The 20,704-nt window shown below is 70.9% G+C and carries 18 protein-coding genes; 13 read left to right on the forward strand and 5 right to left on the reverse strand.

Annotated features, from left to right (window positions below; genetic code table 11):
- Positions 1–139 precede the first annotated feature (139 nt).
- Positions 140–901: an SDR family oxidoreductase gene (locus tag PUR71_RS28685; protein WP_329930047.1), complete on the forward strand. Its 762-nt coding sequence runs from the start codon at positions 140–142 to the stop codon at positions 899–901.
- A 226-nt stretch (positions 902–1,127) separates the two neighbouring features.
- Positions 1,128–3,656, forward strand: a complete 2,529-nt coding sequence (locus PUR71_RS28690) for a lysylphosphatidylglycerol synthase transmembrane domain-containing protein (protein WP_329930048.1) — start codon at positions 1,128–1,130, stop codon at positions 3,654–3,656.
- Positions 3,657–3,684: 28 nt separating this feature from the next.
- Here the strand turns inward: PUR71_RS28690 and PUR71_RS28695 are convergent, their stop codons facing one another.
- Positions 3,685–3,882, reverse strand: a complete 198-nt coding sequence (locus tag PUR71_RS28695) for a hypothetical protein (protein WP_329930049.1) — start codon at positions 3,880–3,882, stop codon at positions 3,685–3,687.
- A 222-nt stretch (positions 3,883–4,104) separates the two neighbouring features.
- Between PUR71_RS28695 and PUR71_RS28700 the strand changes: the two genes are divergently transcribed.
- The 11 genes from PUR71_RS28700 (at position 4,105) to PUR71_RS28750 (ending at position 17,357) form a co-directional block, all read left to right on the forward strand.
- Positions 4,105–4,572 (forward strand): carboxymuconolactone decarboxylase family protein, encoded by a 468-nt coding sequence (locus PUR71_RS28700; protein ID WP_329930050.1) that lies wholly within the window; start codon positions 4,105–4,107, stop codon positions 4,570–4,572.
- Positions 4,573–4,692: 120 nt separating this feature from the next.
- A complete protein-coding gene (locus tag PUR71_RS28705) occupies positions 4,693–5,337 on the forward strand; it encodes a class I SAM-dependent methyltransferase (protein ID WP_329930051.1) in 645 nt (214 codons plus the stop codon).
- Positions 5,334–5,906 carry a TrmH family RNA methyltransferase gene (locus PUR71_RS28710; RefSeq protein ID WP_329930052.1) on the forward strand — a complete coding sequence of 191 codons (573 nt, stop codon included), beginning with the start codon at positions 5,334–5,336 and terminating at the stop codon, positions 5,904–5,906. The genes PUR71_RS28705 and PUR71_RS28710 overlap by 4 nt, the downstream gene beginning before the upstream one ends.
- A 235-nt stretch (positions 5,907–6,141) precedes the next feature.
- On the forward strand, positions 6,142–7,041 hold the full coding sequence (locus PUR71_RS28715) for an ABC transporter ATP-binding protein (protein ID WP_329930053.1): 900 nt from the start codon (positions 6,142–6,144) through the stop codon (positions 7,039–7,041).
- Entirely contained in the window at positions 7,035–8,657 is a 1,623-nt protein-coding gene (locus PUR71_RS28720) for an ABC transporter permease subunit (protein ID WP_329930054.1), read from the forward strand. The genes PUR71_RS28715 and PUR71_RS28720 overlap by 7 nt, the downstream gene beginning before the upstream one ends.
- Before the next feature lie 130 nt (positions 8,658–8,787).
- A complete protein-coding gene (locus tag PUR71_RS28725) occupies positions 8,788–9,351 on the forward strand; it encodes a hypothetical protein (protein ID WP_329930055.1) in 564 nt (187 codons plus the stop codon).
- Between the two features lie 166 nt (positions 9,352–9,517).
- Positions 9,518–10,267, forward strand: coding sequence for a CPBP family intramembrane glutamic endopeptidase (locus PUR71_RS28730; protein WP_329930056.1), 750 nt, complete (start codon positions 9,518–9,520; stop codon positions 10,265–10,267).
- Positions 10,268–10,355: 88 nt separating this feature from the next.
- On the forward strand, positions 10,356–11,156 hold the full coding sequence (locus PUR71_RS28735; RefSeq protein ID WP_329930057.1) for a sensor domain-containing protein: 801 nt from the start codon (positions 10,356–10,358) through the stop codon (positions 11,154–11,156).
- 421 nt (positions 11,157–11,577) lie between these two features.
- Entirely contained in the window at positions 11,578–13,083 is a 1,506-nt protein-coding gene (locus PUR71_RS28740; RefSeq protein ID WP_329930058.1) for a type I restriction-modification system subunit M, read from the forward strand.
- Positions 13,076–14,281, forward strand: a complete 1,206-nt coding sequence (locus tag PUR71_RS28745; protein WP_329930059.1) for a restriction endonuclease subunit S — start codon at positions 13,076–13,078, stop codon at positions 14,279–14,281. The genes PUR71_RS28740 and PUR71_RS28745 overlap by 8 nt, the downstream gene beginning before the upstream one ends.
- A gap of 1 nt (position 14,282) precedes the next feature.
- Positions 14,283–17,357, forward strand: coding sequence for a type I restriction endonuclease subunit R (locus tag PUR71_RS28750; RefSeq protein ID WP_329930060.1), 3,075 nt, complete (start codon positions 14,283–14,285; stop codon positions 17,355–17,357).
- A gap of 73 nt (positions 17,358–17,430) precedes the next feature.
- Here the strand turns inward: PUR71_RS28750 and PUR71_RS28755 are convergent, their stop codons facing one another.
- The 4 genes from PUR71_RS28755 to PUR71_RS28770 form a co-directional block, all read right to left on the reverse strand.
- Positions 17,431–18,333 carry a phosphotransferase gene (locus PUR71_RS28755; protein ID WP_329930061.1) on the reverse strand — a complete coding sequence of 301 codons (903 nt, stop codon included), beginning with the start codon at positions 18,331–18,333 and terminating at the stop codon, positions 17,431–17,433.
- A gap of 210 nt (positions 18,334–18,543) precedes the next feature.
- Positions 18,544–18,975, reverse strand: a complete 432-nt coding sequence (locus tag PUR71_RS28760; RefSeq protein WP_329930062.1) for an NUDIX hydrolase — start codon at positions 18,973–18,975, stop codon at positions 18,544–18,546.
- A gap of 248 nt (positions 18,976–19,223) precedes the next feature.
- Positions 19,224–19,940: a hypothetical protein gene (locus PUR71_RS28765; protein ID WP_329930063.1), complete on the reverse strand. Its 717-nt coding sequence runs from the start codon at positions 19,938–19,940 to the stop codon at positions 19,224–19,226.
- Between the two features lie 22 nt (positions 19,941–19,962).
- Positions 19,963–20,649, reverse strand: a complete 687-nt coding sequence (locus PUR71_RS28770; RefSeq protein ID WP_329930064.1) for a pentapeptide repeat-containing protein — start codon at positions 20,647–20,649, stop codon at positions 19,963–19,965.
- Between the last annotated feature and the right edge of the window lie 55 nt (positions 20,650–20,704).

Consider the following 20,704-nt stretch of genomic DNA (forward strand, 5'->3'; position numbering starts at 1 on the left):
CCGTTCCCAGGAAGGGAGTTCCCGGGTACGCGTTTCCCGGGTACGCGATTCCCGGGAAAGGCGCGGCCCTGGGTAGCCGCTCGCCACCGCCGCAGAGTGGTCGTCGTCAGCACGACCGACCGATCCCCGGAGCCTCCCGATGAGCTACCCCGCCCTCGCCACCCGCACCGCAGTCGTCACCGGAGCCGCCAGCGGCATGGGCGCCGCCACCGCCCGGCTGCTCGCCGCCGGCGGCGCCCGCGTCGCCCTGCTCGCCCGGCGCGCCGACCGGCTCGCGGACCTGGCCGCCGAGATCGCCGAGGAGGGCGGCCAGGCCGTCGCCGTCACCGCCGACATCACCGACCAGGCCTCCGTCGACGCCGCCGCCGGGGCCGTCCACGCCGCCTTCGGCCCGGTCGACCTGGTGGTCAACAACGCCGGCGTGATGCTGCCCAACCCGCTCGACGACGGCCGCATCGACGAGTGGGCCCGCATGATCGACACCAACCTGACCGGCGCCCTGCGGATCGTCCGCGCCTTCACCCCGGACCTCGTCGCGGCCGCCGCCGAGGGGCGCACCGCCGACCTCGTCAACGTCTCCTCCATCGCCTCGCACGTCGTCTTCCCCACCTACGCGGTCTACGGCGCCACCAAGGCCGGCCTCACCCAACTGTCCGCCGCGCTGCGCACCGAGCTCGGCCCCCGCGACGTCCGGGTCAGCGCCGTCGAGCCGGGCCTCACCGACACCGAACTCGGCGGGCACATCGACAACCCGGCCCTGCGCGAGCAGCTCGGCGGGATGTTCGAGGCGATCCCGGCCCTGGGCGCGGACGACATCGCCGACCTCATCGCCTACACCGTCAGCCGCCCCCGGCACGTCAACCTGCGCCACATCGTCGCGCTGCCGACCCGGCAGGCGTGACGAGCCGCGGCGGCCCCGGCAGGCGTGAGGTCACCGCGCGCCCTCGGGAGGGCATGGGAGCATGCCCCCCGTGGCAATCGTGACGGGGAGAACGGACGACGGCACCGGCGGCGCGGGGGCCGACGGTGCCGGGACGGGCGCTGCGCCCGGGCACGTACCGGGGCAACGGCCCCGGGAGGCGGAGCACGCTCCCCCGCCCGGAGGGCACGGGGGCGTCCCGGCCCGGGTGCTCGACACGGGCCGAATACGGCAGCCGGTCGCCCTCGTCCGGCTGCTCACCGGCCTCCTCGGTACCGCCCTGACACTCCTGCTCGCCGACTACGCCCGCGCCACCACCAGCGGCCTGGCCGCCGACATCTCCGAGGCCACCGAACTGGTGCCCCGCCCCCTCGCGGGCCTCGCCGGCGGCCTCACCACCGCCGCCGTCCTGCTGCTGCCCGTCGGCCTCGCCGTCCGCCGCCTCCTGGGCCCCGACCGGCGGCGCGCCCTCCAGCAGGTCTCCGACGGCCTGCTCGCCGCCGTCCTCGCGTACGGCGCCACCCTCGCCGTCGGCCTGTGGGCCGACGGGCTCGCCCCGGCCTCCCTGCTCGCCTCCCTCACCCAGGCCCTGCCCGGCGGCCACCCCGGGCACACCGAGCCCGTGTACGGGTACCTCGCCCCCGTCCTCGCCTTCCTGACCGCCTCCGGCAGCCGCGAACGGCGCCTGCCCTGGACCGTCCTCGCCCTCTCCGGCCTGGCCGGACTCGCGGCCGGGTACGCCACCCCCACCGCGCTCCTCCTCGGCCTGCTCCTCGGCTGGACCGCCGCCCACGGCGTCCTCTACGCCGTCGGCACCCCGGACCCGCGGCCCCGTCCCGCCGAGATCCTCCGCAGCCTGCGGGAGACCGGCCTGCGGCCCACCGCCGTCCAACCCGCCGGGCCCTACCGCCACCTCGTCCGGCAGGCCGACGGCCGCCCCGACCTCGACGTCCAGGTGCTCGACCGCCAGGCCGTCACCGCCGCCGCCCTGCACCGCGCGTGGCGCCGCCTGCGGCTGCGCACCGCCCCCCACCCGCGCGCCCTGCGCTCCCCCCGCACCGGTCTGGAGCACGAGGCCCTGGTCTCGTACGCGGCCGTCGCCGCCGGCGTCCGCACCCGCCGCATCGCCGCCACCGCCGGACTCGGCCAGGACACCGCCCTCATCGCGTACGAGCACCTCACCGGCCGCTCCCTCGACGAACTCGCCGACGACGAGATCACCGACGACCTCCTCACCGACGCCTGGCACCAGCTCGCCCTCCTCCAGCGCCGCGAGATCGCCCACCGGGGCCTCGTCCCGTCCGCCCTCCTGGTCGACCCGGCGGGCGCGGTCCACCTGGTCGACTTCGCGGACGGCGACATCGCCGCCAGCGAACTCGTCCTGCGCAGCGACGTCGCCCAGCTCCTCACCACCCTCGCCCTGCGGGCCGGCCCCGCCCGCTCCGTCCGCACCGCCATCGCCGCCCTGGGCCCCGACCCCGTCGCCGCCTCCCTCCCGCTGCTCCAGCCGGTGGCCCTGGCCCCCACGACCCGCCACTCCCTGAAGCGCCGCCCCGCGGCGGCGGGGACGGGCGGGGAGGCGGCCGGGGGCGGCGCCTCCGGTGGGCCTGCCGCGGAAGGCGCGGCTGAGGACCCCGGCAGCACCCGCCGGGCGATCACCGCTCACTCCTCACCCGTCGAGCCCGGCCCGGCGTCCGCCGAACCCGCCGCCGCCGGGGCCGAGGCGCCGGACCTGCTCGACGGGATCCGGGCCGAGGTGCTGCGGTTGCGGCCGCAGGCGGCGGTCGGACCGGTGAAACTGGAGCGGTTGCGGCCGCGGACGCTGCTGGCGGTCGCGGGCGGGGTGGTGGCCGGGTGGCTGCTGATCCCGCAGCTGTTCGCGGCCGAGCAGAACCCGATCGCCGCCGTGGCCGACGCCGATCCGCTCTGGCTGCTGCTGGCCGTCCTCGCCGCCGCGACGAGCCACGTCACCGCGGCGATGGGCTTCGTCGGCTTCGTGCCGGAGCGGCTGGACTTCCGCAACGCCGTGTTCGCCCAGGTCGCCGGGTCCTTCGCGAAGCTGGTCTCGCCGGGCGGCGTCGGCGGCGTCGCGCTGAACACCCGGCTGCTGCAACAGGCGGGCATCCCGACCGCGCAGGCGCTGTCCAGCGTCGGCGTCGGCCAGCTGATCGGCCTGGTGCTGCACCTGCTCCAGCTGGGGGCGTTCGTCTACCTGCTCGGCCAGGAGCCCGGCGGCTCGGAGCTGGACGCGCTGCCCGCCGTCGCCGGCGGCCTCGCGGGGGCGGCGGTGGTGCTGGCCGCGGTGTCGGCGGTGCCGCCGGCCCGGCGGTGGCTCGCGGCGCGGCTGCGACCGCTGACGGCGGAGGTGCTGCCGCGACTGCTGGAGCTGCTGCGCGACCCGGGACGGCTCGCGGTCGGGGTGACCGGCCAGCTGATGGTGTCGATGTGCCTGACGGCGTGCCTGTACTGCTGTGCGCGGGCGGTCGGCCGGGAGCCGTCGTTCGCGGCGGTCGCGGTGGTGTTCCTGACCGGCAGCCCGGTCGGCAACGCGGCGCCGACCCCGGGCGGGGCGGGCGTGATGGACGGGGTGCTGGTCGGACTGCTGCAGTCGGCGGCGTCGATGGAGGAGGGCGGCGCGGTGGCCGCCGTCGTGCTCTACCGGTGCCTGACGCTGATCCTGCCCGTCCTGCCCGGCTGGGCGGCGTTCGCGTGGCTCCAGCGGCGCCGCGCCCTCTGAGCCCGCCGCGGCCGGGCCGCCGCGGCCGCTACTCCCGGTACTCGTCCTCGTCGAGCTGGACCACGCGGCTCTGCTCGGCGGCGTCCGCGAGGTCGGTGGCGGGGTCGGCGCCGAGGGCCCGGCGTTCGGCCACCTCGTCGTACTCGTCGCCCTCGGCTGCCTCGTCGTCGGGTTCGACGGTCTCGACGGCCTCGTCGATCAGGTAGTCCTCGTGGTTCTGCGGCATGGCGTCCGTCCTCGCTGTTCGGAGGCTCCCACGAGCGCCGGGTGGCGGTGCGCGGGCGGTGCTGGGCAGTACTGGCAGTATCCGCCGCCGAACGCCCGGAAGCGAAGTGCCGGCTCGGTTCCGGCGTGTTGCCGGGGTGATCCGGCCATCCTGGATTGACCCATGGATCCGGTGATCGAATGACCCAAGGAGATGGTTCATTCCGTCCCTAGAGTCGTGGCCATGACGACGAACGAGATCACCGCAGCCCCCGCCCGCCTCGACTACGCCCGCACCGTCCCCAAGGTGTTCCGCGCGATGATCGCCCTGGACGCCGCCGCCCGCGAGGGCCTCGACCCGGCCCTGGTCGAACTGGTGCAGCTGCGCACCTCGCAGCTGAACGGCTGCGCCTACTGCCTGGACATGCACGTCAAGGACGCCCGCAAGGCCGGCGAGACCGACGAGCGGATCTACCTCCTCCCGGTGTGGCACGACGCCCCGGCCGGCGTCTACACCGAGCGCGAGCGCGCCGCCCTCGCACTGGCCGAGGAGATCACCGCGATCGGCGGCGGCGTCCCGGACACCGTGTACGCGCGGGCCGCGGCGCTCTTCGACGAGGAGGAGCTGGCCCACCTGATCTCCGTCTGCTTCACGATCAACACCTGGAACCGGATCAACGTGACCACCCGCAAGACCCCCGGCACCGTCTAGCCGCGGGCGGCGGCCGGGCAGGACGCGGCCGGGACCGCCGGGGGTACGATCGTTGCCGTACCAGGGCTTACCCGCACCCACCCGGTGGCCCCGAGGCCCACACGAACGACGGGGAAGCGCATGTCCGGCTCGCACTACTTCACGGGTGCTCCCGAGGTCGCCAGCGAGCGCCGGCCGATCACGGTCTCCCTGCCGGACCTCACCCTCGAACTGACCACCGACGCCGGGGTGTTCTCGCGCGGCCGGCTCGACCCCGGCACCCGGATCCTGCTGGAGCACGCGCCGCCGCCGCGCGTGCGCGGCCCGATCCTGGACGTCGGCTGCGGCTACGGCCCGATCGCGCTCACCTGGGCGACCCGGCGCAAGCGCCTCCCGGTCTGGGCGGTGGACGTCAACGAGCGCGCGCTGGAGTTGGTCCGGCTGAACGCCGGGGCGCTGGGGCTGGGCAACGTGCAGGCCGCGCTGCCGGACGACGTCCCCGGGGACCTCCGGTTCGCCACCATCTACTCGAACCCGCCGATCCGGATCGGCAAGGCCGCGCTGCGCCGGCTGCTGACGCACTGGCTCGGCCGGCTGACCCCCGACGGTTCGGCGTTCCTGGTCGTGCAGAAGCACCTGGGCTCGGACTCGCTGCAGAAGTGGCTGACCGAGCAGGGCTACCCGACCTCCCGGATCGCGTCGGTCAACGGGTTCCGGATTCTGGAAGCGCGGCCCCGCCCCGAGACGGGCGAGGGCTCCGAGAGTGGACGAGGTACGACGTCGTGAAGCAGCTCCGCGGGACCGAACTGAAGCGACTGCACCGCTCGTGGCGGCGCAGCAACGAGTTCCGGCTCGCGCTGATCCTGGAGAACCTGCAGTCCCCGTTCAACGTCGGCTCGGTCGTGCGGACCGGCGCGGCGATGGGCGCCGAGAAGCTGTACCTGACCGGGGACACCCCGTCGGTGCGTTCCTCCGGCGCGCAGAAGGCCGCGATGGGGACCGACAAGTACCTGAAGGTGGAGCACTTCCCGACCGTCGCCGAGGCGGTGGCGGCGGCGAAGGCGGACGGCTTCAAGGTGGTCGGCCTGGAGCTGGCGGACGACGCGGTGCCGATGTTCGCGGCCGAGCTGACGCCGGCGGTGGCCTTCGTCCTCGGCCACGAGGACCGCGGGGTCACGCCGGACGCGCTGGCGCTCTGCGACCAGGTGGTGTTCGTGCCGCAGCTGGGCCGGGTCGGCTCGCTGAACGTCTCGGCCGCCGCGACGGTGGCCTGCTACGAGGCGCGCCGGCAGGGGTACGCGATCAGTGGCACCCCGGACGGCAGCGAGGACGTGGGCGGGCTCGACGACGAGTGACACTCGCCGGACCGGTGGGTCCGGCAGAACGTGTGATGGGTGTGCCGATCGGCACACCCATCGGGCGTTTTCGGGGTCCCGGGCGCGAGAAAGGCCGCCGATATCTCCCGAACGGCAGATGTGCGGGTGCGGGGGGCGGCGCAAGCATGGCGGTCAGGAAGACGCCGACCGCCGGGCCGGCGTGCAACGACCAAGCGTGCGACGCCCGGCCGCACGCACCCGGGGGGGCCGAGCGTTGGAGCTCAGGATCCACGACCTGACCAAGGAGTACGGCGGCGGCAGGCGCGCCGTCGACTCCTTCTCACTGACCTTGCGGCCCGGGGTCCTCGGCCTGCTGGGCGCCAACGGCGCCGGGAAGTCCAGCCTGATGCGGGTCCTCGCCACCGTCACCCGGCCCACCTCCGGGCAGGTGCTCTGGGAGGGCAGCGACATCGCCCGGCGGCCCGGCCCGCTGCGCCGCACGGTCGGGTACCTGCCGCAGGACTTCGGCGTCTACCCGCAGCTGACGGCCCGGGAGTTCCTCGGCTACCTCGCCGCAGCCAAGGGCCTGCGACGGCGTGCGGCCCGGGCGCGGATCGACGAACTCCTCGCCCTGGTCAACCTCTCCGGCGCCGCCGGGCAGCGGCTCGGCGCGATGTCCGGCGGCATGCGCCAGCGGGTCGGCATCGCCCAGGCGCTGCTCAACGACCCGAAGCTGCTGATCGTCGACGAGCCCACCGTCGGCCTCGACCCGGAGGAGCGGCTGCGCTTCGGCGGCCTGCTCACCGGGCTCGGCGCCGACCGGATCGTCGTCCTGTCCACCCACATCGTCTCCGACGTGGCGGCCACCGCCGACCGGATCGCCGTCATGGGCGGCGGCCGGCTGCTGCACCACGACACCCCGGAGGGACTGCTCCGGACGGCCGCGGGCCGGGTCTGGGAGCTGACCGTCGATCCGGGCCGACTCCCGCTGCTGCGCTCGCGGTTTCTCCTCGGCGGCACCACGCGCACCGCGCACGGCGTCCGGGTCAGGGTCCTCGCCCCCGAGCGACCGGCCCCGCAGGCCGAGCCGGCCGAGCCCCGGCTCGACGACGCGTACCTGCTGCTCGCCGCCGGCCCCGCCGCGCCGGTGGCCACGGGGGTGACGGCATGGTGAGCACCGGCGCCGTCCGGGCCCTCGCGCTCGCCGATTTCCGCGAGCGGCGGCGCCGGCCCGGCTACCTGGCCGTCCTGCTGGGCACGCTCGCCCTCGGGCTGCTCGCCGCGCCGGTCGGCGACTCCCGCTGGCAGGTCTTCCAGGTCAGCGACCACCTCGGCCGCTACACCAGCGGTTACGTCGGCACCGTGACGGCGCTCGGCGGGGCCGTCTGGCTCTCGCTGGCCGGCTTCGGCATCACCCGCGGCACGGTCGCGCGGGACGAGCACACCGGCGTCGGCCAGGTCCTCGCCGCCACGCCGCTCAGCCGACCCGCCTACCTGGCGGGCAAGTTCCTCAGCAACCTGCTGGTCCTCGGCTCGATGCTGCTCGCCCTCGCCGGGACGGCGCTCGCCGTGCAGCTGCTCAAGGGCGACTCCGACGACGTGGACGTCGTGCGGCTGCTGCTGCCGTACGCGCTGATCACGCTGCCGCTGCTGGCGGCGGTCGCCGGGTGCGCGGTGCTCTTCGACACCGTGCCGGGGCTGCGCGACGGCCCCGGCATGCTCGTCTGGTCCGCGGTCTGGCTGACCGGCGTCCTCGGCGCGCAGGCGAGCCGCGGGTACGACCTGCTGGGCATGCGCCTGATCACCGCCTCGATCCGCAGGACCATAGCGGCGGGCGGGTACCCGGCGGACACCGTCGAGTTCGGGGTCGGGCTCACCGCGGACAACCGGGTGCGCGGCACCTTCGACTGGCCCGGCCTCGCTCCGGGCGAGTCGGGCGGGCTGCTGGGCCACGCCGTGCTGACGGCGGCCGTCGCGGTGGCGCTCGCGCTGGCCGGGGCGGTCTGGTTCCACCGCTTCGACCGGGCCGCGTCGCGCGCTCGGCGTCCCGTCCGGCGTCCCACCCGTCCCTCCGGCCCCGCCGATCCCCCGGGCTCCCACGGCGCGCCCGCGTCCGGTCCCGCTGCCCCCGGACCGGCCGCGTTCGCCCTCGACCCGGCCGGGCTGACCCCGGCGCGGATGGTGCCCTCCCGGTCCGGCGGCACCCTGCTCGCCGCCACCGCCGGCGAGCTGCGCGTGCTCGTCCAGGGCCGCCGCCTGTGGTGGGCCGGCACGATCGGACTCGCCCTGATCGCGGCCTTCACCCGCCCCGACGTCCCGACCCACGCGGTGCTGCCGTTCGCGGTGCTCTGGCCGGTGCTGCTCTGGTCCCGCATGGGCCACCGGGCGGACGGCGGCAGCGTGGGCGAGCTGCTCGCCGCCTGCCCCGCCCCCGCCCGGCGGCTGCTGGCCGTCCTGCTCGCCGGGATCGCCCTGGCACTCACCGTCGCCGCCGTCCCGATCGCCCGGCTGCTCGCGGCCGGGCAGCTCAGGGCCGTGGCGGCCGCGCTCGCCGGCGTGCTGCTGGTGCCCTCCCTGGCACTGCTCTGCGGCACCGTCACCTGCGGCCCGCGGCTGTTCCAGTCGCTCTACCCGATGCTCTGGTACGGCATGATCAACCACCTCGCCGGGCTCGATTTCCTCGGCGTCGACCCGGATCGCGGCCCCACCCCGGCCGCCGTCGCCGCCACCGCGGCCGTCCTCGCCCTCGGCGCGCTCGCCCTGGAGGCGATACGGGAGTCCACCCGGTGAGCGGGCGGCTCCCCCGCGCGGGGGAGGCGATCCGTCCTCGGGGCGGAGGCCCACGTCCCCTCCCAACGTGGATCTTTGACGTATCGATGGGGGCGAGTCCCGCCTCCCTCACCGATCCGGAGGAACGACCATGCGCAAGCTCATCGCCGGCCTCGCACTCACCACCGCCGCGGCCGCCCTCGCCGCGGCGACCACCGCCCCGGCCCAAGCCACCGGGGCCCCCCGCCCGCGCCACCAGCACCTGCACGCCTGGACGCTCCTCAACTACCGCGGCCCTGGGCCGCTCCCGGACGAACGGTTCACCGCACAGGCCGAAGCCCACACCACCACCGGCGACGACGCGCGCGGCCACGCCACCGTCCAGCACGTCTTCCCCGACCAGTCGGTCGTGCGGGCCGAAGTCACGATCGACTGCCTCGTCACCGGTGCCGACGGCGCCGTCACCGTGACCGGCCCGATCGAGTCGCTCCACTTCACCGTCCCCGCGGGCCAGGAGGAGCCGACGCCCGCCCCGAGCACCTGGCACCCCGAGACGAGCCTCACCTTCTACCCCGCCGACGCGAGCGGGGAGCAGCGGGTCGGCTGGGCCGGCGCCGACGCACTCGACTACGACGCCCCGGCCAAGGGCGCCAAGTGCCGCCCCACCGCACCCGATTCGTGGGTGATCCGGGGCGGCTACACCCTCCACGGCTGAGCGGGGGTGCAGCTGGCTGCACCCCGACCGGGCAGCTGCACGCAATGGCCGCCGGTCAGCGAACCGGAATCGTCGTCTCCGAGAGGTACGGGCCGCTCGGAGGCCCGTACGGCACGCAAGCGACGATCAACTGCGAGGGCATACGGCCATGCGGACGGAGAAGGCAGTGACAGCGGCCGGGGTCGCGTGGAAAGCGGAGGCGGGCGTGTTCCTCGTCGTCGCGTTCCTCGCGGCGGGGGCCCTCGGTGCGGTCCAACCCGCCACCGGCATACCGACGGTGGTCGTCCAGCTGACGCAGTTCGGCCCCGCCCTCGGGGTGGCGGCGGTGGCCCTACTGTGGCCGTCCCGGATCCGGCACCGGCTCGCCGGTGCCCTGCCCGCCCGCCGGGCCGTCGACTCGGCGGGGTCGACGGCCCGGCGCCACTCCCGCGGCACCGGATTGCCGCTCACCGCGGTGCTGACCATCGGGCTCAGCGCAGGCACGTACGCGTGGGTGGAGGGTGCCCTCCGGGTCACCGCCCTGGGCACGCTGGGCAGCCCGTTCGCGCTGATCGTGGCGGCACAACTGGTCGGCGCGTGCGGGGAGGAGATCGGGTGGCGCTGCCTGCTCCAGCCGCTCCTGCGGACGAGGTTCGGCCCGTTCACGTCCTCGGTCGCGGTCGGGCTGCTCTGGGGCGCGTGGCACGTACAGGTCTTCGGCCGGGGCCCGGCGTACGCGGCCGGGTTCCCGCTGGCCACCGTGGCGATGTCGGTCGTCCTCGGGCTCGCCCTGGAGCGCTCGGGAGCCAACCGCCTCCTGCTCGCGGGCGGCTTCCACACCCTGGTCAACCTGGGCATGCTGCTGTTCATGGACGACGGCTCCGGCAGCGCGCCCGCCACCGACGCCGACCTGTCCATGGTGCTGGGTCATCCGTGAACTGACGGCCGATATCCTGCCGCTCGCGGACGAGGCCCACTGACGTGCACGCCGACCCGCGCACCGACCGGCGATCTGGGGACAGCACGTGGTGACGGCCCGGGGGGCGGTGCGCCCGCTCGTCGACCGCGCGACCGCGCTCGGCCGCTGCCAACTGCTCTCGCTGAACGGCTTTCTCGTCTCCGCGACCGGCTCGCTCGTCGCGGGCGCGCTCCTGCTGCTCCCCGCCGGCGCGGGCCTCCCGCTGCTGCCGCGCGCCGCCGCGGCCCTGCGCACGCTCTCCGACCGCTACCGGTCCTGGACCACCCGGTGGAGCGGCACTCACATCAGCCCGCCCGAACCGCCCGGCGGCCACGGCGGCGGACACCGGACCGGGGCGGCCCGCGTCCTCGGCGACGACGGCTTCTGGCACGACCTCCGGTGGGCCTGGCTGGAGCCGCTGGTCGGCGGCCTGCTCGTGGCCGGTCCGCTCGCGCTGGTCGACTTCGGGCTGTCCGGCGTGCTCGTCCAGCCCTTCGTCTGGCGTCGCCTCGGCCCCGGCCACTGGTACGCCTTCGTCCCCGTCGAGTCCACCGCCACGATGCTGGCCGCCGCCGTCCTCGGCCTCGGGTCGGTCGCGGCCGGACTGTTCCTCGCCCCCGTCACCCTCGACCTCCACGCCACCTGGAGCCGGCGCATGCTCTCCGCACCCCGCACCGCCGAACTCGCCCGCCGCATCGAGCACCTCACCGGCACCCGGGCCGACGCCCTCGACGCCGGCCACCCTGGCACCGCCCCCACATGCCAAACCAAAAGAGGCCCGGGCCGGACGATGTCCGACCTGGGCCTCCCGCTGGAGCCGCCTGCGGGATTCGAACCCGCGACCTACGCATTACGAGCCCGAGAGTGATCATGATGGCTGCTGCCAGCATCGATCATTTGGTGATGAACCCGCAGGTCAGGGCGTTGCTCCGTGATCCACGATCTCGCTCGAACCGGCACGTGCTGCCCCGTCCGCTCACGCATCGCTCACGCAGTGCCAGCCTGGTGAGGACCTACCCGAGCTCACGAAAAGGGCCATCCTGCGGCTCCTCGGCCTCCTTCTTGAACCTTGGATGCTCAGCTCCGAGGAGAAGGCCCGTCTCACACGCTGTGCCTCGGACGCGGAGACACAGAGATCCAGTCTCAGCGTGTCCGCGACACGCTCCGTTTCGGAGCGTGGGTGCAGGTCATCGTCTGCAGGTCGCTGCTGCCTGCCGTATCGGACTCCCGAGATGTCAGGGCCCTCGTCCATAATCTAGGTACCGTCTTCAACGAAGGACCTCATCTCTGTGACGATCACCCAGCACGAGCTCGAGTCCCGGCTGTGGGACGCCGCGAACGCGCTCCGCGGCCCCGTCGACCCGGCTGACTTCAAGACCTACGTCTTTCCGATGCTGTTCTGGAAGTGGATCAGCGACACCTGGGTCCACGAGCACGACGCGGCGGTCGATGCATACGGCGCCGACCTCGACGACGAGATTGAGGCCGACTTTCACCGGTTCGAGCTGCCAGAGGGCACGCTGTGGAGCGAGGTCACCGAGAAGGTCACCAACCTCGGTGCGGAGATCGCGAAGACCTTCCAGCGAATCGAAATGGCCAACCCCCGCTCGCTCGCCGGTGTCTTCGGCGACGCCTCGTGGGGCAACCAGGAGCGCATCCCGGAGTCGGCTCTGCTGGGGCTCATCCGAGCGTTCAACAAGATCACGCTCGACCCGTCGACGGTCTCGCACGACCTACTCGGCGCGGGCTACGAGTACTTGCTCAAGAACTTCGCTGACGAGTCGGGCAAAAAGGCCGGCGAGTTCTTTACGCCCCGTGAGGTCGTGAACCTGCTTGTCGGGATCCTCCAGCCCGAGCCGGGCGAGTCCGTCTACGATCCGTCTTGCGGCTCCGGCGGCATGCTGGTCGCGACGATCAACCAACTGCGCGAGTCCGGCAAGGACCACCGCGCGCTCAAGGCGTACGGCCAGGAGATCAACCTGACGACAGCCTCAATCGCCCGGATGAACCTGTTCCTGCACGAGATCGAGGACTTCGACATCAAGCGCGGAGACACCCTCCGCGCTCCGGCGTTCAAGGACACCACCGGTGCGGTCCGTCGGTTCGATGTCGTGATCGCCAACCCGCCCTTCTCGTTGGCGAACTGGGGAGCGGACCGCTGGACTTCGGACCCGCGGGCCATCTGCGGCGTGCCGCCGGCCAAGAACGGCGACTACGCCTTCGTCCAGCACATGGTCTCGTCGATGCAGTCCGAATCCGGCCGCGTCGGCGTGGTGATGCCCCACGGCGTGCTGTTCCGCGGAGGTGCGGAGGCGAAGATCCGCCAGGGCCTCATCGAGCAGGACTCCCTGGAAGCCGTCGTCGGGCTGCCGCCCAACCTCTTCTACTCGACTTCGATCCCGGCGTGCCTGCTGATCTTCCGAGACAAGAAGCCTGCCGAACGCAAGAAGCACGTTCTCTTCATCGACGGCTCTGCCCGGTTCGTCAAGGGCAAGAACCAGAACCTGATGTCCGAGGAGGACGTCAGCGTTCTCATCGAGGCGTACAAGACGGGCAATGACCCAGATAGTGCGAACGTCCGGCTTGTGCCGTTCGAGGAGATCGAGCAGAACGGCTTCGACCTGAACATCGGCCGCTACATCAATGTTGCCGCCGAAGAAGCCGCTGATCTCGGCGCAGTGCTCGTCGCGTATGCCGATGCCCGCCAGCACCGGATGGACACCGAGGCTGAAATGTTCAAGCGCCTCGCGGCGGCCGGCATCGACCTGAGCGTGTTCGGGGCGTCCGATGAGTGAGTGGAAGACCGTTCCGGCCGGGACCGTCGCCACGCAACGCAAGGACGTGGTGACACTCGCGCCTGGTGTTGAGTACCGGACGATGGGTGTGCGCTGGTACGGCAGAGGGGCGTACGACCGAGGCGCCGGAAGCACCGAGACCATCAAGGCCAAGCGTCTGTTCCGAGCGCATGGGGGCGACTTCGTCTTCAATCGAATCGATACGCAGAACGGCGCGTTCGACGTCGTTCCGGCCGAACTCCACGGCGCCCTCGCGACGAACGAGTTCCCCCTCTACGTCCTGGATCCGGACCGGCTGCTTCCCCGGTTCCTCCTCCTCTACTTCCAGCAGCGATCGGTGCTCGGGCAGATCGACGCCATGCGCGCTGGCAGCGAGGGGAGGTCACGCTGGAAGGAGGCCGATTTCGAGGCGTGGAGGATCCCCCTCCCGCCCCTTTCCGAGCAGCGCCGCATCGTCGACGTCATGGCGGCGGTGGACAAGCAGATCGACGCGCTGCATGCCGAAAGGCAGCGCGCGGCCTCGCTGCTCGCGCTCGCGCGCGACGCATATCCGGAGGGAATCGAGTGCGCGCTGAGCAGCGTCGTCTCCGGGATCCAAGGCGGAAAGAGCGTCCAGACCTCGGACGAAAAGCCGAAAACCGGAGAACCGGCCGTTCTGAAGCTGAGCGCGGTCCAGCTGGGTACTTTCGTGGCATCCGAGGCGAAGCGCCTCTCTGACCTGACGGGTTACACCAACGCCCACCGGGTGGCGGAGGGCGACCTGCTCATCACCAGGGCCAGCGGCTCGTTCGACCGCGTCGGTTACGCCGCCATCGCGCGGAACGTAGCACCCCGGACGTACCTGCCCGACCTCATCTGGCGCATCCGGACGAAGCCCGAAGTCTGTTCGGAAACGTTTCTCGCGCATCTGCTGTGCGCCCCGTCAGTGCGCTCGACGATCACCGCGTCGGCGCGCGGGACCGCATCGATGCGGAAGATCAACAAGGCCATGCTGGGCTCTCTGCGCCTACCGATTCCGTCGCTCGAGGAACAGTCCGAGTACGTTCAGCACTGTAACGCCGTCGCGTTCGCAGTGGAGAACCTGGATCTGGAGCTCGCCGATCTCCGCGCCTTCCGCTCCGCGCTGCTGGCCTCCCTCCTCAACCAGGAAATCGAGATCCCCGAGACATACGACGCTCTACTCACGGAGGTGTGCTGACATGGGGTGGACGGAAGCAAGCACGATCCAGCGTTCACTGCTCGAGTGGGCGGAGGAGGCTGGCTGGGAGCGTCTCCAAGGGGAGGAGTTGCCGCGCGATGAGCATGACGTCATCGTCGAGGACTGGGCACGCGAAGCGTTACTCGCGCTGAACCCGGAGCTGGTCGACGACCCCGAGTCGGCAGACCTCGTTCTGCATGAGCTCAATCAGGCTGTCCTCGATGCGCACAACGGTCTCGTTGCGGCCAACGAGCGGCTGACCGTGATGCTTCGTGGCGATCACTCGTTCACGACGATCGATGGTAAGCATGTGCCTCGCCGGCTGATCGACTTCAAAGACCCCAATAACAACCGTTTCACTGTCGCTGACGAGGTCACCGTCAGCGGTGCAACCAAACCACGCCGGTTCGATGTCGTCTACTACGTCAACGGGTTCCCGCTGGTCGTTGCCGAGACCAAGACGCCTGTGAAGCATCAGGTCTCGTGGGTCAACGCCGCGAAGGACCTTCACGACGTGTACGAGGAGGAGTACCCGAACTTCTTCGCGACGAACGTCTTCAACGTCGCCACTGAGGGCCTGGAGTTCCGGATGGCACCGATCCGTGCGGTCCCGGACCCAGACTCCGAGATTTGGGCCCCGTGGGGGTCCACTGAGGACGATCCAAAGACCGTCACGGGCCCGGCTCGTGTCGAGCGGGCCGCACGCTTGTTGTTGCGGCCGGAGACTGTCCTGCCGATCCTCAAGGACCTGGTTATGTTCCGTCACGCTCGGGACGCCTCCGAGGTCGACATCAAGTTCTTGCCTCGCTACCCGCAGTTCGAGGCGGCTCTGGCGATCCACGCCAAGGTGCTTGCCGGCCGTCCTGGCGGACTGATCTGGCATCACCAGGGATCGGGCAAGACCGAGCTCATGGCGTTCGCTGCCGCCCGTTTGCTGCGCGATGACGCGGTGACGGAGAAATTCGGGAACGCGCCGACTGTCATCGTAATTGCCGATCGTAAGGATCTGGTCCGGCAGACGGCGGAGATGTTTGAGACTGCAGGCATGCCGCGGATGACGGTGCCCAGTAACCGGCGCGAGCTGCACGCTCTGCTACGCAGCGGTGAACCGGGTGTGGTCATCACGACGGTGCACAAGTTCGCTGAGGCCGGCCACCTGAACAACCGGTCGAACATCGTGGTCCTCGTCGACGAGGCACACCGCTCGCAGGAGGGGAAGTTCGGTGACGCGTGGCGCGCGGCGGTGCCGAACGCGAAGTTCTTCGGCGCGACGGGTACTGCGATCAAGGACAAGGACCGTTCGACGTTCAAGCTGTTCGGCGACCCTGACGATCCGGACTTTGTGATGTCGCGGTACACGCCGGAGCAATCCATCGCCGATGGGTTCACCAAGCCGGTGATCGTGGAGGGCCGGTCTGTCTGGTTCAACCTTGACAAGGAAGCCTTGGACGAGGCGTTCGATGAGCTGGCCACGGAAGAGGGCCTGGACGAGGAGGAGAAGGTCTTCCTGTCGGGGAAGGCTTCTCACATCGAGACGATCCTTTCCAACCCCGAGCGCGTGGCGGCTGTGTGTGCCGACATCGTCGACCACTTCCTTACCTATGTCGCGCCTTTGGGACAGAAGGCTCAGGTCGTGGCCTACAACCAGCGCCTTGTGATTGCGTACGCCAGGGCTATCGAGGCCGAGCTGGAACGCCGTGCTGCAGCCATGCCGGACGGTCGACTCCGTGAGGTCGGTGTTGTGATGCACGTCGCCGACAGCAAGGAGACCCCGAAGGAGCACAAGAAGTACCTGCTCACTCCCGAGCAGGAGGAGGCGCTTAAGCGCCGCTTCAAGAAGGTCGATGACCCGATGTCGTTCATCGTCGTCACCGCGAAGTGGATGACTGGCTTCAATGCGCCCATCGAAGGTGTCCTGTATCTCGACAAGCCCGCCAAGGACACGAACCTCTTCCAGACGATCACGCGGCCCAACCGTCCGTGGAAGAACCCTGTCACCGGTCAGCGCAAGGACTTCGGGCGGGTCGTCGACTACATCGGTCTCGCGAGGGCAATCGGCAAGGCAGTCGCCGGCCCAAAGGTGAAGGACGACGAAGAGGACGATCTCAACGTCACCGACGCCTCCAAGTTGGCGGGAAAGTTTGTCACCGACCTCACGCGTCTACTGCATCTGTTCGACGGTATCGACACCAGTGACTCGTCGTTCGAGTCGCTCGCCGAGGCTCACGAGCGGATTCCCGAGGGTGGCGGGCAGCGCACCGAGTTCATCGAGACCTACGTCGCGCTGCAGACGGTGTGGGAGTTCCTCGACCCGCACCCGATGCTCCGGCCGTTCGCGGGCCAGTACTTCTGGCTCGCGAAGGTGTACGAGTCGATCCGGCCCAAGGACGTCTCCAAGACGTTCCTCTGGGCACGTCTCGGCGCGAAAACCACAGATCTGATTCACGGTCACATGACTGATGTCGGCGTGAAGTCGATGCCGTCGAAGACAGTCACGCTCGACGCTGCCGGCCTGGCGCTGGTGAAGAAGATCGCCGAGCAGCTGCAGCTCTCCGAGCGGCAGACGCCGGAGTCCAAAGCCGATGACGTGTACCAGGAGGTCCTCGACTCCATCGAGGCGCGCCTCAGGCGTCGGCTCGCCGATACCGAGAGCCCGGCGTACCGGTCGCTGGCGGAGCGGATAGAGAAGCTTCGTGCCAAGGCGATCGAGAACGTCGAGGATTCGCTGGCGTTCCTCGAGGAAGCTCTGAAGATCGCTCAGGACGTGGTCGCTGCGGATCGAGCAGCAGAACAGGGCGACCAGGGAGCGCTCGACCGGCTGGCCGATCCGAAGCGTGGGGCGCTCACTCAGATCGTCGCGGAGAACACACCACCTGGGCTGCACAAGATCGTCCCCGACATAGCCTCGCGGATCGACTCGATCGTCGTCGAGGTCGCCTACGCCGGTTGGAGCGCGAGCGACGCGGGCGATAAACGCGTTCGTCGCGAGCTGCGTTCCGTCTTGAAGGAGTACGGCTTGCCGATCAAGGGCGAGCTGTTCGACCGAACGTACGAGTACGTGCGGGAAAACTATTGAACGACGTCACAACCGGGGGACGACTCCGTGATGGTCCAGCAGGTAGTCGCGGACGTGAACGGTGTGGGCCGTCCTACCGGTGTTCAGCGGTGAACCGTTCCAGAGTGGGGAAGGTTCCGGTGTCGATCGTGTTGCCTGACTCATACTGATCAAGTCCCATCGTGAAGAGGGTGCGGCGGTACTGCCACTTGATGTGCTTGTCGTGCCGTGTGGGGTCGGTGGGCCACATGAGGGCGAGGAAGAAGAAGCACTTGATGAGCAGGAAGTCGCCCAGGTGCTCGCTGACCCGCTGCCCGATCAGGGACGCGGTGGTCCCGTCGAGGGCGGCGGTGTAGGCGGCGCGCTGTTCCGGGGTGATGCTGTAGCCCTTGCCTCCACCCTTGAAGGCCACGATGTCGAGCGCGGGGTAGACGTCGTAGCCGAGCGGGACCGGTCCGTGGTGCTGCCAGTCGATGACCCCGGCCTGGAGGACGTTGGGCAGGCCGTAGTCCAGGTGCCCGTGCACCATCGGGAGCCGGGCCATCCGGTCGAGGGCGTGCTTGACCGCCTCGTGGACGCGCGGGATGTCGAAGTCCGGGTTCTCCTCGAAGACCGCGGCCGTGAAGGCCGCCTTCTCGAACCACGGCGTGGCGGGCAGGGGGTGCCTCGCCTGGGCCTGCAGGAGCTTCGACGCGACGGCAGCCGCCGTGCTGATGACCTGGTAGCTGACCTGACCGTACCGCCTGGCGTCGGCCAGCGCCTCGTCGTGCAGCGAGGTGTCGCCGATGGCACGCTCGACGACGAAGTGGCGCCCGTCCTCCGAGCCGCTGTCGGTAATCTCCGGCACCGGGTAGCCCAGGCTGGCGGCCAGCCGCTGAAACTCAGTCTCGGCCCGTAGATCCTCGCCACCGGTCCGCTTGTAGAGCAGGCCGTCGGCCGACCGCCACACCGCGCCTTCGGCGGCGGTCCTGTCCTTCACGAACTCCCAGTCACTCATCCATTCATCCTTCCGTGCTGCCGAGTTTGGATGGACAGGCGAAGCTTGTGAGCACCTGGACGAGCAGCAACCTCGTGCCAGCCTCGGACCCGTCCACGGCCCGCTCCAGGCTGCCGCAGCGCAAGAGCGGATGGACGCTGGGTCCTGTACGCCAGCATGGTCGGCCAGACACCGTGCAGGCGTCCGGCCGACCGCACATCCCTCCTCGCACTACCTGCTTGCGAAGAGTTCCCCGCGCTCGACGGCCTCGCGGAGGATGGTGGCGATCTCCTGGGGCAGGAGGTTGATCGCGTCGAGGGCCTCGGTGGTAACGGGGATCTCTTCGAGGAGGTACTCGCCGCGGCCTTCCTGGCTGAACTCGGGGCCGGTGCGGTCCTCGAAGCTCCACTTGTCGATCGTGGCGAGGTAGAAGTCCTGGCGCTCCTCGTCGGTCTCCAGGGTGTGGAGGAGGCTGACGATCTGGGCCTCGCCGGCGATCTCCTCGCGGACCTCGCGCTGCAGGGCGTCCTCGGGGCTGACGTCGGTCGGTTCGATCTTGCCGCCGACGATCACCCAGTACGGGTCGATGCCGGGGCGGATGCGCTTGATCATCAGCGTGGTGTTGTTCGGGGTGAGGAGGACGGCGCGGACGCGGTGCTGCATGGTGGTCTCTTCCGGTCTCGGTGGTGCCAGCGGTCAGTGGAGGATCCAGCCGCCGTCGACCTGCAACGACTGGCCGGTGATGACGGACACGCCCGGCCGGCGAGGAAGGCCGCTGCAGCGGATCCGACCCGCAGGTCAGGCGCGGTGGTGGGGGCAGGGCGGTCTCCGCCTCGACCTGGATGGCCCTGGGGAGAACGGCGTTAACTCAGATGCCTCTGGGATGGGTGGATGGAGCCGCCCCCGCCTGCTCAGACCAGCGTCGTGAGCACTCCGCGTGGCCAGTGCCCGAGCCAGAAAGCGGCTGTGGAGGAGTCTGCCTGGTCTTCGGTGGAGCCGTCGTGGGGCAGCAGTTCGGTGGGGGCGATGTAGCCCTCGCCGGGCTCCAGGCGGAGACGGTAGACGTTCATCTGGTGGCCGCCGGCGATGTAGGTGCGGAGGTCGTCGGTGTGGGGGTAGCGGTTTTCGACGTCGGGACGGACCTCGCGGCAGATGGCCTGGATGTCGGTGTCGCCGAGCAGGATGTACCGGGTGCCGGGGCCGAGGTTGATGCACAGGCGGCGACGGCCGAGGTGCTTGGCGTGGTAGGCGAGCTTGTCCCAATTGTCGACGTGCAGGCCAATGCGCCGTCCGTCTTGGTAGTTCGGGGTGGTCGTGAGGGCCTTCGCGGGGCTTGCTGCCCGGCCGATGTGGACGGCGTTCGGGTCGCCGAGCGGATCGGCCAGCGCGTCGAGGCTGGCCGGTGTCGGCCCGTCAGGGAGCCGTACGAGCTCGACCAGCGTGGTGTCTCGGGTGAGTGCGGTCGGTCGGAGCTGCTGGGCGAGGTCGACGGTGAGGGGTTGCCAGGGGCCGTCGGGAAGGACGGCCCCGTCCTCGTAGCCGGCCTCGCCGTGGGCGGTGCGGACGCCGGCGACGTCGCACCGGTCGGCGAGGGCGGCAGGGTCGTGGTGGGCGATGGCGAGGTTCATTCCGGGCTCCTCCCGGTTGGTCTCACCGGCGGTCGTCGAGGGTGTCCGCGAACGTCACGTCCAGCTCGGCGACCAGGGCTTCGGCGAGTTCGGCCTGCTGGGCCCGGTCAATGATGACCTTGCCGAGGTTGGCAGCGCCCCGGACGGTGCTCAGGTCGTTGCCGCGCAGGTCGAGGTCCTGGTACTTGCCCCGGCCGAACTCGGCCAGCCGCAGGATGCAGGCGTCGAGGACGGCCCGGCTGAGGTCGCTGCCGGTGAACGTCGCCTCGTTCAGGACGCACTTCGAAAAAGCCAGGGGCCCGGTGGCCCGGACCTGCTCGAAGTTGCTGTAGTCGAGCTTGCAGTTCTCGAACAGCACATTGTCCAGGGTCACGCCAGTGAGGGCGGCGCCCATGATCTTGCAGTTGCGGAAGACGACGCGGGAGAGCTTGGCGTCCGTGATGCGGGCGGTGGCGAGGTCGCAGGTGTCGAACTCGACGGAGTCGAGGCGGACCTTGTCGAGCTGGACGCGGTCGGCGCGAAGCCCGGTGACGCGGCCGGTGATGAGGCTGGTGTCGGTGAGGTCCAGGTCCCGCAGGTTGGCGTCCGCGTACTGGAAGTCCTGGACGATGCCCCGGGCGGAGTCGAGCGTGCTGACGTTGGACAGGTAGAGGCCGGGCTCGGTCAGGTTGGGCAGGGTCACGGTGACGCGGCCGAAGGTGCTGTCCACGGGCTTGCTCCGATCTCTCGGTTCGGGGGACCGGGCCCGCACCGCGTGCGGGCCC

Origin of the sequence: Streptomyces sp. SP17BM10, from assembly GCF_036322405.1 — a bacterium.
In the GTDB taxonomy this organism is placed as follows: Bacteria; Actinomycetota; Actinomycetes; order Streptomycetales; family Streptomycetaceae; genus Kitasatospora.